This window comes from Dehalococcoidales bacterium (genome assembly GCA_030698765.1).
Lineage (GTDB): Bacteria > Chloroflexota > Dehalococcoidia > Dehalococcoidales > UBA2162 > JAUYMF01.
This window is the reverse complement of record JAUYMF010000179.1, coordinates 1-14,017: the sequence shown is the minus strand read 5'-3', so window position 1 is coordinate 14,017 and position 14,017 is coordinate 1. Positions and strand designations below refer to the sequence as shown.

The following is a 14,017-nucleotide window of genomic DNA, read 5'->3' as shown; positions in this document are numbered from 1 at the left end:
GGTCTGCAATGTGGCATCAGCCAGCAGCAGATTGATGAAATTTCGAACTGGTCAGCTTCAAAGCTGTTCACTGAAGAGGAGCGCGCCGTTCTGGCCTACACCGATGAGGTTACGCGAGATATTAAGGTTAAGAACGAGACCTTTGCCCGGCTGCGCAGTCTTTTCAGCGAGCACACCATTGTTGAGCTGACGGCGCTCATTGGCTATTACTGCATGGTCTGCCGGATACTGGTGGCCCTGGATGTGGAGCTGGAGCCGGGGATTTAAACTGGCGAGAGTAGGCAACTTTATGTCAACTAATCCCCTGGAGTCTGAAGATATCTATTTGCGAGGTCTTCTCAGGACACCGACAAGAGATGCTATTCCTCCAATAAGCGAACCGATACCACTCATAAGTGCTCCGGTGACAGCAATCCAGAAGCCAAGCGATGGCTCCTCCTTAGTAAAGAACTTTCCGCACCACAGGACGTTAAACCCTGTGGGCGGGGACGTGAGAACACTGTGGCAAGACCACAGGGCGTTAAAAACCAGTAAAACTCAAGTGAAATACTAAATTCTTTGTTTGCCTGTCCCACCGCAAGCTGGACAAGGAACTTTTTTCCCGGAAATTGTGCCATCACCTACTTTTCCAGTTCCATTACAAGCCTTACATGTCACTATTGCCATTTCTACACCTCTACTATTCATAATCTGTTTATGATAAACAGCAAGTCAAATTGACCCACTACCTGAAATATAGATTGCCTGAAGTGAGATGTCAAGATTATGTTGTTATACATCCCGCAGGCGGTTAACTGGTCGGGGTGAGAGGACTCGAACCTCCGGCCTCAGCGTCCCAAACGCTGCGCGCTAGCCAACTGCGCTACACCCCGCATCTGGAAGTATAGCAGAGGTTCAGCCGGGTGGCAACATGCCTGCCGTCCGCGGGCATTGTTATGGAAATAGGTGTTTCGTCATTCCGTGCTTGACACGCAATCCAGGAGGCACCATGATTCTCACTGGATTCCGGCTTCCGCCGGAATGGTATTGTCAAGGTAATAACGCCGGAAATCCGTGTTCTACGCAGAAAAGAAAGCTGCCCTGTTACCGGCAGCTATAGCAGACATCGAAGTCTTCCGGGGAAATCCCGGCTAGCCGGGTGATATGCTCAATCTGCCGCTCCGGTATCCAGTAGCTGCCGCAGACCTTGCACTTCCTCATCTTGAACTCCATCTGGCTGTGGGGCCAGCGCACCGCCCGCGTATCCCCGGTATCTTCCATTTCAATAGCGCCGGTGGGGCAGACATAAGCACAGGAGCCGCAGCCGATACAGGCTTCGGAAGGTTCGTAGAACGGGGTAGACAGTTGGCGTGTCACACCCCGGCTGGCCAGGCTGATTGCCGACACGCCGACGACCTCCTGGCAGGTGCGGGCGCACAAGGCACAGAGGATACACTTCCTGTTGCCCTCCTCCGTTCTGAAGGGCAATTCTTCAACACCGAGCTGCCTGGCCATGTCCTGAATCACCTCTGAATCGGGGCACCTGGCAAGCAGCAGTTCAATTACAGTCTTTCGCACGTGGGCAATCCGCTCCGAGTCCGTCCTTACCGTCAACCCTTCTTCCACCGGATATAAACAGGAGGCGACCAGCCTTTGCCGGCCGCGGGCGGTAGTAATCTCTACCATGCAGAGCCGGCAGGCGCCGTAAGGCTCAACCGCTTCATTGACGCACAGCGCCGGTATGTAGATATTATTGTCCCGGGCAGCGTCCAGCACCATCATCCCTTCTTCCGCCTTTATCTCGCGGCCGTTAATGGTAAACGTTATCATCTCCACCCACCTTACTTTATTTCGACTACCGGATATCTACAGCGCAGAGCTTGCAGACATCGAAACAGGCCCCGCACTTGATGCACTTTTCCTGGTCTAGAATGGCCGGTTTCCGTTTCCCCTGCAGGGTAATCGCCTGTGTCGGGCAGGCTTTGACACAAAGCCCGCAGCCCGGGCAATTATCTTCATTGATGCAGTAGGTAATCAGCTCCTTGCAGACGCCAGCGGGGCAGGCCCGGTCTTGAATGTGCGCCTCATATTCGTCCCGGAAGTAGCGCAGGGTGGTCAGCACGGGGTTGGGCGCTGTCTGCCCAAGGGCGCATAGAGAGCCGTCAACTAACGCCGCCGACAGGCTTTCCAGCAGTTCAATATCATCTTCCTCGCCCCTGCCATCGGTGATGTCAGTCAGGATTTCCCGCATTCTCTTCAAACCTTCCCGGCAGGGCACGCATTTGCCGCAGGACTCGCCCTCCAGAAAAGACACGTAATACTTGGCGATATCCACCATACAGGTGTTCTCGTCCATGACAATCATGCCCCCGGAACCCATCATCGAACCGGCCTTAGCCAGTTCATCAAAGTCCACCGGCAGATCAATCAGGCTCTCCGGAATAACGCCGCCGGAGGGCCCGCCGGTCTGGACAGCTTTGAACTTCTTGCCTCCGGGAATACCCCCGCCGATATCAAAGATAATCTCCCTCAGGGTGATACCCATCGGCACTTCTACCAGGCCGGTATTATTGATTTTACCCACCAGCGAGAAAATCTTGGTACCTTTGCTGTTCTCGGTGCCTATCCTGGAATACCAGCCGGCGCCGCGATTGATTATCAATGGCACATTTGCCCACGTCTCGACGTTGTTCAGATTGGTCGGCATGTCCCACAGCCCCCTTTCCGCGGTATGCACGTATTTAGCTCTGGGCTCACCGACAAACCCTTCCAGTGATGCTATCAACGCCGTGGACTCGCCGCAGATAAAGGCGCCGCCTCCCCGGTTTATCTTGACCGTGAAACTAAACCCGGAACCGAGGATGTTCTTCCCAAGCAGTCCGTAGCTTTGAGCCTGCTCAATGGCGATCCGGGCATTCTCTACAGCCAGAGGATACTCATTACGGATATAGATATAACCCTGGCTGCTGCCGATGGCGTAAGCGCCGATTATCATACCCTCGAGAACGCTGTGCGGATTACCTTCCATCAGGCTCCTGTCCATATAGGCCCCGGGGTCGCCCTCGTCGGCGTTGCAGATGACATACTTGGTCTTGCCTTGTGCCCGGCGCGTGGTCTCCCACTTGATACCGGTGGGGAAGCCACCTCCACCGCGGCCCCGTAAGCCGGACCTCTTTATCTCTTCAATGACCTGTTCCGGCGTCATTGTCGATAATACCTTGGCCATGGCGGTATAGCCGCCTACAGCCAGACAGTCCTCAATCACTCTGGGGTCAATCAGGCCGTTACTACCGAGGATGAGCCGGTTCTGTCTCTTGTAGAAGGGGACTTCGAGTTCATGGGCTATTTTCTGCTTCGTCTCCAGATCTGTATGGAGCAGCCTCTCAATGACATTACCCTTGCCGACGGTCTCGGAGAGGATTACCGGGACATCCCTTTCCTTTACTCTCTGATAGAAGATGTCCTGAGGTTTGACGACGACCAGCGTACCCCGCTCGCAGAAACCGTGGCAGCCGGTAATCCTCAGGTCAACCTTATTGACCATATCCTGCTGCTCTATGGCCTGCTTGAAGGCGGCGGCTACCTTTTCACACCCGTGAGCATGGCAGCCGGTGCCGCCGCAGACCGTGATGCTGGCTTTCTGAGGGTCTCGCCTGCCGATTATCGATTTCCTCAGGATTTCTAACTCTTCCAGGGTCTTTATCTTTGCCACGGGCAATAGCCTCCAATATCTAGCTATAGTTCTTCAGCACGGAGACAACTTTATCCGTAGTCATTTCTCCGTGGTAGTCATCGTCAACTTTCACGATTGGGCCTAAAGCGCAGGCGCCGACACAGTTGACCGTTTCCAGGGTAAACTTGAGGTCCGGGGTGGTGGCGCCGGAGCTGATTTCCAGTTCGCGCTCAAGCTTTTCCAGGATCCGGATTCCCCCCCGGACATGACAGGCAGTACCCATACACACATTAATCAAGTGACGCCCTCTGGGCTGCAAGCTGAAAGCCTTAAAGAAAGTAGCCACACTATATACCTGGCTGAGGGGAACAACCAGACCTTCGCAGACCTGCTTCAAGGCTTCCCTGGGCAAGTAATTATATTCCGCCTGGATATCCTGCAAGATGGAGACCAGCATCCCCTTGTCCTTCCGGTACTTCTTCAGTACTTTATTAACCGTTGCCTCAAGCCCTTTGGTTTTTGCTGTCATGTTCCGCTTTCTCCAGAAGACTATAATATTCCCTTCTCACCCTTTCCTGAATCATGTCAATGGTATCGTCACTGAGATGGCGGAACCTCCCCTGCAATTTCAGGTACTCCTTTATCGATTTTAGCTGGGGCGGTTCCATACTCATTTTATATTTCCCGTTCTCCACTTCATAGAGCGGGAAGATACCGGTTTCCACCACCAGGCGTCCCAGCTTGATTGCCAGGTCAGTCGCGCAGCGCCAGCCGGTGGGACAGACCGAATAAATATGCACGTAGGCTGGCCCTTGTACGGCGGCTGCCTTGGCTACCTTGTCCATCAAATCGAAGGGGTAGCTGGGAGAAGCGGTGGCGACATAGGGTATGTCGTGAGCGGCGACAATAGCCGGCATATTCTTCTTCCAGGTGAACTGCCCGATACTCTCCGTTCCGGCCGGGGAGGTGGTCGTCGAAGCGCCATAAGGAGTTGCGGAAGACCGCTGGATACCGGTATTCATGTAAGCTTCATTATCAAAACAGAGGTAAACGAAGTCGTGACCCCTTTCCAGTGCCCCGGATAATGCCTGAAGCCCGATGTCACTGGTACCGCCGTCACCAGCGATGGCGACAACATTGATGTCCTGATCCGGGGCTCTCCCCTTTCGTCTCATGGCTTTGAGTCCTGATTCTATACCGGAGGCTACGGCGGCCGTATTCTCAAAAAGAGTATGTATCCAGGGAGTACGCCAAGTAGTGTAGGGAAGCTGGGAAGCAACGATCTCCATGCATCCGGTGGCGTTCACCACTATCATGTTACTACCCAGGGCTTTACAGGCTAACCTTACCGCCAGAGCTTCTCCACAGCCGATGCAGGCGCGGTGCCCGGGGGCGAACTTCTCCTTCTTGGTGGCCAGTCGAGGCACATAAACCGAATACTTATCAATCATTCCCTGACTCCAAATATCTCGAATTCCCGTCCGCTTTTCCTCCGGGCCAGCTTGATGCCCTGGTTGATGATGTCTTCAAATCCGGAAACGCTGATATCCCTTCCCCCCAGGCCGCCAACGAAGCTGACTACTTTGGGTTTTTTAGGCTCGTTATACAGAGCCGCTTTAATTTCGGAGGCTACCGGCCCGCCCGGCCCGCCAGTAGAAAGGGCTCGATCCAGTACAATGAGGATGTCAGCGCCTTTCACCGCATGGCGGAGTTCCTCAAAGGGAAAGGGCCGCCACAGCCGGAGCTTTATCAGTCCGACCTCTTTACCGGCTTCCCGTACTTTGTCCACGGCTACCATTGCCGTCTCACTGAAACTGCCCATGGTCAGCAGGAGCACCCCGGCGTTTTCACTGCGATAGGTTTCCACGGGAGAATAATGACGCTGGAAGCTTTCCCCGAAGGCATGCCAGCACTCCAGGATTATCTCTTTGGAGGCTCTGAGGTTCTGTTCCTGCGCCCACTTCGCCTCGGTATAGATGATTGGCGGGGCGAAATCACCCATCGCCACCGGTTTGTCAGGATTCAGTGGTAAGGGGTACTGGTTGGGTGGCAGGAAGCGGTCAACTTCGCTCTGTTCAGGGAATATTATCGGTTCAATCATGTGCGATAGGTGAAATCCATCGAGATGGACTGCTACCGGCAGTAAAACGCGTTTGTCCTCAGCGATACGGAAAGCGCAGAAGATATTATCCAAAGCTTCCTGTCCGTTCTCAACAAATATCTGTATCCAGCCGGTATCTCTAATCGCCATTGCGTCAGAATGGTCGCCCCAGACGCTCAGCGGCGCTGATAAAGCCCGGTTGGCTACCGCCATAACTATCGGTAGACGCATAGCAGAGGCGACATACAGTACTTCATGCATCAGTTCCAGTCCCTGACCGGCGGTAGCGGTAAAAGTCCGCGCGCCGACGGCGGCAGACCCCAGGCAGGCACTCATCGCCGAGTGCTCCGATTCCACGGGAATAAACTCGGCATCCAGCTCACCATTGGCTACCAGCTCTGCCAGGTGCTCGACAATATGTGTTTGGGGAGTGATGGGGTAAGCGGAAATAACATCAGCGTTAGCCATTTTGACGGCGTCACTGATAGCTATGGAGACTTCAATCCCTACCCTCTTGGCCATTATTCCTCCTCTACCATGGTTATCACCCTGGTCGGACACTCCCGGGCGCAAATACCACAGCCCTTGCAGTAGTACAGGTTAGCCCGGAAATACCCTTCTTCATTCTGCCCGATACAGCCTTCCGGGCAGAACATATAGCAAATGCCGCACTTGATGCATTTGCTAAAGTCATAGGTCGGCCTCTGCGAACGCCAATCACCGGTCCTGTACTGGCTGGCGCTCCCCGGCTCGGTGCAGATAGCGCCAATCTCCAGGTCTTTCCAGGTCAACTCACCTTCAGTTTTTGCCATTTATCATCACTCCACGATTAAGGTTTCCTGGTAGGCTTTTTCCATCGCCTTGATGTTCCGCTCGGCAAGTCTGCCGAAGCGTTTTTCTATCGGTTCGTTCATCGATTCTAATTTGATAATACCCGTTGCCCTGATTAAAGCGCCTACCATGGTGGTATTGACGATAGGCACCCCCAGCACTTCACGGGCGATGCTGGTGGCATCAACCAGAGCCAGACTGGCTTTAATCTTGGAGTCGGACCTGATTTCCTCAATCGTTTTCCTGGTGTTGATGATAACTATACCTTGCTCTTTCAGCCCCGCGGCGACATTCATAACGGTTAACAGTCCGGGGTCAAGGACTATCACCACATCAGGTTGGGTTATCTCCGCCCTGATACGTATAGGCTCCCGCTGATTTATTCTGTCAAAAGCCAGAACCGGAGCGCCCCTTCTTTCCGGGCCAAAGCTGGGAAACGCCTGAGCATACTTGCCCTCATTAATCGCGGCCTGCGCTATCAACTCGGCCGAAGTAACGGCACCCTGCCCGCCCCGACCGTGCCACCTGATTTCAACAAGCCCGCCGGTGTCTATCAAATTAGCCTCCTGATTTAATCTAAAGATATGACACTCTTATATTTACTCTTTTAGAAAAGCGCCCCTGGAGCGACTCGAACGCTCGCACCCAGCTCCGGAGGCTGGTGCTCTATCCACCTGAGCTACAGGGGCTCCCTTCCATAATACCCCATAGCTGGTGTGCCGGGCAAATTGCTACGCTTTTGCTTCTAGCACTCTTACCACCAGCACCGGCGTATGGCTAGCCTGCAAAACTTTATGAGTTACGCTGCCCGTCATCCACTGCTTGAGACCGGAACGGCCATGGCTTGATATCGCTACCAGACGGACATCCTCATGTTCAGCGAACTTGATTATTTCCTGGTCAGCCTGCCCGGTCTTCACTTCTACCATCACTGTCGCCTTTGTACCTTTCAGTTCTTCGGCCGTTTCTTCAAGGTATTCCTTGGCTCTTGCTTGCAAGTTCTGTACCTCCTGCTCCGGGAAAAGAACGTAGTTCGTTCCCCCTACAGTGTGAGTATACTGTCCCAGAGGCACTACCTGTAGAAGGACTATTTCTGTCTTAATTCTCCGGGCTATTTCCTTGACATGGGGTAGTGCGGCTTCACCAGTTTTAGACCCATCCAGCGGCAGGAGTATTTTACTTAGTAGTTTACCCTGCTCTTTTTCAGTCACGGGCGTCTCAGGTTTAATGAGCAGCAGCGGTCTGTGAGCGGCGTGTAGAATCTTATCGGCGGTACTGCCCCATGGCCAGGGTAATATGCCGGAACGGCCGTAGGATGCCATGACAATTATACCGATATCGTTTTTTTCCGCATAGTTGAGGATTTCAGCGGCCGGCTCCCCATCCAGTATTACCGGTTTTACCCGTGAAGCCGGAAGCTCTGTTCCTGGCTGATAAGCCTTGATACGGCTCTTCATGTGCTGGGCGACCTTTTCAATATAGAGTTGGTGCATGTGACGGTACTCGGTCTCCGCAGGTTCACATACGTAGACCAGATCCACCATCGATTCTAAAGTTGCGGCCAGTTCCGTTGCGTAATGCAGGGATACCTCACTCAGTTCTGACCCATCTAACGCAACCAGAATTCTCTCGAACATTTTCTCACCCCCTGATTAAGCGTATCTGACGATTAGTAACAACCAGCATAAGGCAAGCACCATAATAGTCGCCGGGACGGCATATTTACAGAAAACGCCCCAGCTAATGGGGTGGCCCTCCTTCTCGGCAATGGCGGTACCGACGACGTTGGCTGAGGCTCCAATGGGAGTAGCATTACCTCCGATATCCGTACCTAAAGCCAGTGTCCAGGCTAACGTCGGCAGGGGGAAGCCCGCCGTCAAAGAGAGGTCTTTTATTACCGGTACCATGGTCGCGGCAAAAGGAATGTTATCGACGACAGCCGAAGCGGACGCGGAAATCCACAGGATGATAGGTATCACCACGGCGATATTGCCCTGTGATACGTCTCCAATATATTCCGCCAGCATCTTCAGCGTACCTGTTTCCTCCAGTCCGCCGACAGCGATAAACAGCCCGATAAAGAAGACCAGGGTACGCCAGTCAACCCTCTGCACAATATGCGGAGCTCTCTTAAAGGCAGCCAGCAGGGTTAAAGAGGCTGCAATCACACCTATCAGCGCTACTGACATCCCGGTCTCGGCATGAGTAATTATTAAAGTTACTACCAGGATGAATATTGCGGTGTTTATCCTGAAGAGGAAGGGGTTAGAGATGACCTCTCCAGGTTCAGGGTACCGTGTGGCGGCGGCGTCCGCTTCAGCCTGAGAAACAGCCAGGGACTTACGGAACATCAGGTAAAAGTATCCTACTGTTAATACCATTGAAGCCCAGGCAATAACACCCGTATTCCGGGCAAAATCAATGAAGGTATAACCCAGGGCAGTGCCGATGATGATATTGGGCGGGTCACCGCTCATGGTAGCGCTGCCGCCGGTATTTGCGGCAAAAATCATGGCGATTATTACCGGAACGGGGTCAAACTTAAGCAGACGGGCCAGCTCGATGACTACCGCCGCCATGAATAACAGCACCGTGATGCTGTCAATGAACATTGACAGGAAACCGGCCAGCAGCATGAAGGTAATCAATATGGGTACTATCCTGTAATTGACCAGTTTGGCAATATGCAGGCATATCCAGTGGAAGAATCCCGTCTCTCCCATGCTCTCCACCATTACCATCATACCGCCTATAAAGATGATGGTCTGCCAGTTGATGCCCTGAGATTCAATGTGTTCTTCACCGGGTACCCAGAACTTGAACTGCGTGAGCTGCCCCAGGTTCAAAACACTGGTTATTGCGTGTGTGTCTCGTAAGACGAGAAGAAATACTACAGTTAAGGTCAAAGCGGCGCCAATCAAAGCCGGGATATAACGGTGTACCTTGCCGATGACAATGGCGATAAACATGGAGATGAAGATTACCAGAGCAAGGATTTGGCTTAGCGCTGCCACTTATCTGGAAAATCCTTTCATGCTTTACTTCTCCGAGCAATTGATTAATATAGCGGATGGAGTTAAAAAACAGTGCTATTATAGCAGAACATATCCTGTAGTGAAAGTAGGCACAAAGGTAGTTGTTGTAAAGATTTCGTTACACTTGTAAAGTTTTCGTTAAATACCGTTAATCACCTATTGACAATCCTCTTGAAATAGGCTATTCTGTACTTTGTTGATTGTATTAGTCAACATATGGAGGCAGCCAATGAAAATTTCCACCCGAGGACAGTATGGCACCAGGGCTTTGCTGGAGTTAGCTCTTCACCAGGGAGAGGGACCGGTACTATTGAAAGATGTTGCCCGGAGACAGCAGATTCCACTCCAGTACCTGGAACGGGTGATTGCTCCCCTCATCGCCGGCGGTATCCTGCGCAGCGCGCGGGGCGCCAAAGGTGGAGTTTCCCTGGCCAGGCGTCCTGAGGAAATAAAACTGAGCGAGGTTATTCAGCTCCTCGAAGGTTCGATAGCTCCGGTAGAATGCGTCAACAATCCGGATTTGTGTAGTCGCTCAGAACTGTGTGTGCCCCGTGACATCTGGGGAGAACTGAAGAAGGCGATGGATGGGGTTTTGGAATCGACTACCCTGCAGGACCTGGTAGAGAGGCAGAGGAAAAAGGAATTGAGCGCAGAAGTCATGTATTATATCTAAATTAACTGCCAGCGTAGCTCCTGGAATTTTGAAAGATAAGGAGAATAAGCAGAAAGATGGACAAGCCAGCACAGAAAATTGAGAAGATCCGGTACAAGACGATAGAGATACCAATACTCACCAGGGGGATTGCCAGAGACTCTACCGAATTAATCGGGAATACGCCGCTGGTGAGATTAAACCGTATAACCGAAGGCATTCAGGCTGATGTAGTCGCCAAGCTTGAATCTTTTAATCCCATCGGGAGTGTCAAGGATAGAATAGGCGTCGCCATGATTGTGGACGCTGAAGCGAAGGGGCTTATCAATAAGAATACGGTCATCGTTGAGCCTACCAGCGGTAATACCGGTATCGCCCTCGCTTTTGTCTGCGCTGCCAGAGGCTATAAGCTAATTCTGACCATGCCCGACACTATGTCAATGGAACGCAGACACCTGCTGTCCATTTTCGGCGCTGAACTGATACTGACTCCCGGGACAGAAGGAATGCCCGGCGCAATAAAAAGGGCGGAGCAGCTTGTCGCCGAGAACACTAACTACTACATGCCACAGCAGTTCAAGAACCCGGCTAATCCGGAGATACACCGGGTGACCACCGCTGAGGAGATCTGGCGGGATACCGAAGGCAAGGTAGATATCCTGATATCCGGGGTGGGTACCGGCGGTACAATCACCGGCGTGGCTGAAGTTATCAAGCAGAGGAAGCCCGGATTTAAGGCAATCGCCGTCGAGCCGGTCGATTCTCCGGTGCTTTCCGGGGGGAAACCGGGACCCCACAAGATCCAGGGCATCGGGGCCGGTTTTATCCCTGACATTTTGCGAGCGGATTTAATTGATGAAATTGTCAAAGTGACCAATGAGGATGCCGGCATCATTGCCAGGAGACTGGCTAAGGAAGAAGGCATACTGGCCGGTATCTCATCCGGGGCGGCTGCCTGGGTAGCGTTGGAAGTAGCCAAAAGACCGGAAAATAAGGGCAAACTTATCGTGGCCATCCTGCCCGATACCGGTGAGCGCTACCTGACCACCTGGCTTTTCCAGGAAGTTTATCCGGGCAAATAACTGATTCTGGAGTAATTACGGAGATGGATGCGAAACTAAGACAGGAATCCCGCCGACTGAAGATGGACTTTGAGACGCTAAAGAGCGGGGGGTTCATCAAGCAGACCCAGGAGAACCTCTTTACGGTCAGGCTGCGCTGTCCCGGGGGTAGGGTGACATCAGAGCAGCTACGTAAAGCCGCTGAGATTGCGGAAAAATACGGACGGGGAGAAATCCATAACTCCTTCCGCCAGTCCATAGAAGTCCCTTATGTTCACTACCAGTACTTCGATACTATTGCCGCCGAGCTGAAGGAGATTAACTGGTCGGTTGCTTCCTGCGGCCCGCGTATCCGGGTGCCGACCGCCTGCGCCGGGTGCACCTATAATCCCAATGGCCTCATGGATACTCAAGGTATGTGCATTGAGGTGGACAAGCGCTATTTTGGCTCTGCCACCGGCCATCATAAATTCAAGATTTCCTTCTCCGGTTGTCCTATTGACTGCGCCCGCAGCCGGGAGATGGACCTGGGATTTCAGGGTATGGCTGAGCCGGAATTGATAGAAGACTTGTGTAATGGCTGTACGCTCTGCGTCTCCACCTGTGAAGAAAAGGCGCTCACCATGGTAAACGGCCTTCCGGTCAGGGATGACAGCAAGTGCATCTACTGCGGCGACTGCATCAAGGTCTGCCCGCTGGATGCCATGATTGCGGGGAGGAAGGGGTGGCTCATCCGGGTAGGCGGCAAACACGGTAGACACCCCATCTTTGCCTATGAAATCGCTCAACTGGCCACTGACGAGCAGTGTTTTGCCCTTATTGAGAAGACCGCGGAGTGGTACCAGGCTAACAGCCTAGGTAGAGAGAGAATCGGGGCTACCCTTCTCCGCCTTGGTCTCCCCGGATACCTGGATGAGGTGGTCAGACCTTTGGGTCTGGATGTTATTGATACACCTGAAGAGAGGAAAAAGTACTGGGCGGCAGGTAATATGTACACCTGAAAGGGCATCGAGTAGTCGCAATCACGATGATATTAAACGGAAAGGAGTAACATTAACCATGACGACAGAAGTGATGACCGAAGTGAGGAAGGTCGAGCGCGCCAAGGAGTTAATTGAGGAAGCGGTAAGAAACTATCCTCGGATAGCTGTCGCCTGCTCTTTCGGGAAGGACAGTATGGTCGCTGTCAATCTCGCCCGGGAAGTGGCGCCGGATATTAAAGTTTTCTCGGTAATGACGCAGTTTAAACCGTTAGAGACTTTTGAGTACCTCAAGCGAATGAACGAAACAATGAACCTCGATGTCACTGTCTATATGGTGGCTGATAGTGTTCCGGAGATTCTGCGGGATGATTCCCTGGAAGTGGTTCTGTTGCCGGCCGATGAGTTCAAGGAGAAAGCCGCACTCACTTTGAACGGAACAGGAGAGGCGATATACAAAGTGGAGCCGGATGAATGCTGCCGGTTGCTTAAAGTTGAACCGACCAGAATAGCCGTCGGCGATCTCGACGCCTGGATAACCGGCTTGAGGAACACTGAAGGCAGAACCAGGGTAGACTACCAGGAAATTGAAGAGAAGGGCGGGTTGATTAAGATAAACCCGATTCTAAGCTTTACCGAAGCCGAGATATGGCGGTACATGGCTACCAGGGGCATTGAGCCTCATACATGGTACGCCCGGGGCTACCGCTCTCTGGGCTGCGCCCCATGTTCCAATGTTGGTGGAGAACTTGAGCGTGATGGCAGATGGCAAAATACCAGTAAATGTGGAGGGGAGTGTGGTATCCACACTCAGAGACTGAAATGACAAATATAGAACCAGGCCACAAGCTGAGAGTCTATTCTGATATCACCCAGCTTATCGCCAGCACGGAAAATCCGACCCCCCTGGTCAGGTTAAACAGGGTCAATCCGAATCAGGATTTTCCCATCTACCTGAAGCTGGAGAGATATAATCCCTTCGGCTCCGTGAAGGATAGAATCGCCCTTGAGATGCTCAGAGGGATGGAAGTGGGAGACAGGACCATTGTTGAGCCATCCTCCGGCAATACCGGCATTGCCCTCGCCTGTATCGCCAATGCCCGGGGGATACCGATAGAAATAGCCGTACCGGAAAGAATCCCGGAAGAAAAGAAGATAATCCTCAAGTTCCTTGGCGCAACACTTTTCGAGGCTGATGACGCTCTCTGTCCCCTGTTCCCTACCGAAGGAGCCAGGGGGCTGGTTAATGCCTTGATACTGAGCCCGGCGACCAAAGACGGCTATGTCAGCCCCAATCAGTACGAAAACGAACTGAACGTCCAGGCCCACTACCGGAATACGGGGCCGGAAATCTGGCGGCAAACACAGGGTAAGGTTAACTATTTCTTCGCCGGTTTTGGCACCTGCGGCACCATTAGCGGAATTGGCCGGTTTCTTAAGGAACAGAACCCTGATATCAAGATAATCGGCGTAGAACCTGCCTCCTCTAACCATAAATTGCCGGGCATGAAGAGAATCACCGGTCTGGACGAGGAGTTCATCCCCTAGATCGTGGACAGGTCGGTAATAGATGATACCGTGGCTGTGACTGATGTTGATGCGTACAAAACAGCTATGGCCTTAGCCTGAAAGGACGGGGTTCCCGTCGGGCCGACAACAGGGGCCATACTACATGCCGCCTTGCAGTACGCAAAATCGAAGAAAG

Annotated in this window: 15 protein-coding genes and 2 tRNA genes; 6 read left to right on the top strand and 11 right to left on the bottom strand. The window is 52.7% G+C overall.

Features of this window, described 5'->3' with window-relative positions; all coding sequences use genetic code 11:
- On the top strand, nucleotides 1-267 hold a 267-nt coding region (locus Q8Q07_09115; protein MDP3880444.1), incomplete at its 5' end, for a hypothetical protein.
- A 528-nt stretch (nucleotides 268-795) separates the two neighbouring features.
- Here the strand turns inward: Q8Q07_09115 and Q8Q07_09110 are convergent.
- The 11 genes from Q8Q07_09110 to Q8Q07_09060 form a co-directional block, all read right to left on the bottom strand.
- Nucleotides 796-872 (bottom strand) — tRNA-Pro (locus Q8Q07_09110).
- A 211-nt stretch (nucleotides 873-1,083) separates the two neighbouring features.
- Nucleotides 1,084-1,809 (bottom strand): 2Fe-2S iron-sulfur cluster-binding protein, encoded by a 726-nt coding sequence (locus tag Q8Q07_09105; protein ID MDP3880443.1) that lies wholly within the window; start codon nucleotides 1,807-1,809, stop codon nucleotides 1,084-1,086.
- 25 nt (nucleotides 1,810-1,834) lie between these two features.
- Nucleotides 1,835-3,691, bottom strand: a complete 1,857-nt coding sequence (locus Q8Q07_09100) for an NADH-ubiquinone oxidoreductase-F iron-sulfur binding region domain-containing protein (GenBank protein ID MDP3880442.1) — start codon at nucleotides 3,689-3,691, stop codon at nucleotides 1,835-1,837.
- 19 nt (nucleotides 3,692-3,710) lie between these two features.
- Entirely contained in the window at nucleotides 3,711-4,181 is a 471-nt protein-coding gene (nuoE, locus tag Q8Q07_09095) for an NADH-quinone oxidoreductase subunit NuoE (GenBank protein ID MDP3880441.1), read from the bottom strand.
- Nucleotides 4,156-5,103 carry a pyruvate synthase subunit PorB gene (gene porB, locus Q8Q07_09090; protein MDP3880440.1) on the bottom strand — a complete coding sequence of 316 codons (948 nt, stop codon included), beginning with the start codon at nucleotides 5,101-5,103 and terminating at the stop codon, nucleotides 4,156-4,158. Before porB ends, nuoE begins: the two co-directional genes overlap by 26 nt.
- The gene (locus tag Q8Q07_09085; protein ID MDP3880439.1) at nucleotides 5,100-6,275 is read right to left on the bottom strand and encodes a transketolase C-terminal domain-containing protein; all 1,176 of its coding nucleotides are present in this window, start codon (nucleotides 6,273-6,275) and stop codon (nucleotides 5,100-5,102) included. Before Q8Q07_09085 ends, porB begins: the two co-directional genes overlap by 4 nt.
- Complete coding sequence (locus tag Q8Q07_09080; protein ID MDP3880438.1) at nucleotides 6,275-6,565, bottom strand: 4Fe-4S binding protein; 291 nt, start codon at nucleotides 6,563-6,565, stop codon at nucleotides 6,275-6,277. Before Q8Q07_09080 ends, Q8Q07_09085 begins: the two co-directional genes overlap by 1 nt.
- 6 nt (nucleotides 6,566-6,571) lie before the next feature.
- Nucleotides 6,572-7,141 (bottom strand): pyruvate ferredoxin oxidoreductase subunit gamma, encoded by a 570-nt coding sequence (locus Q8Q07_09075; protein MDP3880437.1) that lies wholly within the window; start codon nucleotides 7,139-7,141, stop codon nucleotides 6,572-6,574.
- 59 nt (nucleotides 7,142-7,200) lie between these two features.
- A tRNA-Arg gene (locus Q8Q07_09070) sits at nucleotides 7,201-7,273 on the bottom strand.
- Between the two features lie 42 nt (nucleotides 7,274-7,315).
- Entirely contained in the window at nucleotides 7,316-8,221 is a 906-nt protein-coding gene (locus tag Q8Q07_09065; protein ID MDP3880436.1) for a universal stress protein, read from the bottom strand.
- A 15-nt stretch (nucleotides 8,222-8,236) separates the two neighbouring features.
- Entirely contained in the window at nucleotides 8,237-9,598 is a 1,362-nt protein-coding gene (locus Q8Q07_09060) for an SLC13 family permease (GenBank protein ID MDP3880435.1), read from the bottom strand.
- Between the two features lie 250 nt (nucleotides 9,599-9,848).
- Here Q8Q07_09060 and Q8Q07_09055 point away from each other — a divergent pair, with 250 nt between their 5' ends.
- The 5 genes from Q8Q07_09055 to Q8Q07_09035 are packed head-to-tail and all read left to right on the top strand — an operon-like array spanning nucleotide 9,849 to nucleotide 13,860.
- Nucleotides 9,849-10,292, top strand: a complete 444-nt coding sequence (locus Q8Q07_09055) for an Rrf2 family transcriptional regulator (protein MDP3880434.1) — start codon at nucleotides 9,849-9,851, stop codon at nucleotides 10,290-10,292.
- Nucleotides 10,293-10,348: 56 nt separating this feature from the next.
- On the top strand, nucleotides 10,349-11,353 hold the full coding sequence (gene cysK / locus Q8Q07_09050; GenBank protein ID MDP3880433.1) for a cysteine synthase A: 1,005 nt from the start codon (nucleotides 10,349-10,351) through the stop codon (nucleotides 11,351-11,353).
- Nucleotides 11,354-11,376: 23 nt separating this feature from the next.
- On the top strand, nucleotides 11,377-12,333 hold the full coding sequence (locus tag Q8Q07_09045) for a 4Fe-4S binding protein (protein MDP3880432.1): 957 nt from the start codon (nucleotides 11,377-11,379) through the stop codon (nucleotides 12,331-12,333).
- Between the two features lie 58 nt (nucleotides 12,334-12,391).
- Complete coding sequence (locus tag Q8Q07_09040; protein MDP3880431.1) at nucleotides 12,392-13,138, top strand: phosphoadenylyl-sulfate reductase; 747 nt, start codon at nucleotides 12,392-12,394, stop codon at nucleotides 13,136-13,138.
- Nucleotides 13,135-13,860 (top strand): cysteine synthase family protein, encoded by a 726-nt coding sequence (locus tag Q8Q07_09035; GenBank protein MDP3880430.1) that lies wholly within the window; start codon nucleotides 13,135-13,137, stop codon nucleotides 13,858-13,860. Before Q8Q07_09040 ends, Q8Q07_09035 begins: the two co-directional genes overlap by 4 nt.
- The last annotated feature ends 157 nt before the right edge of the window (nucleotides 13,861-14,017 follow it).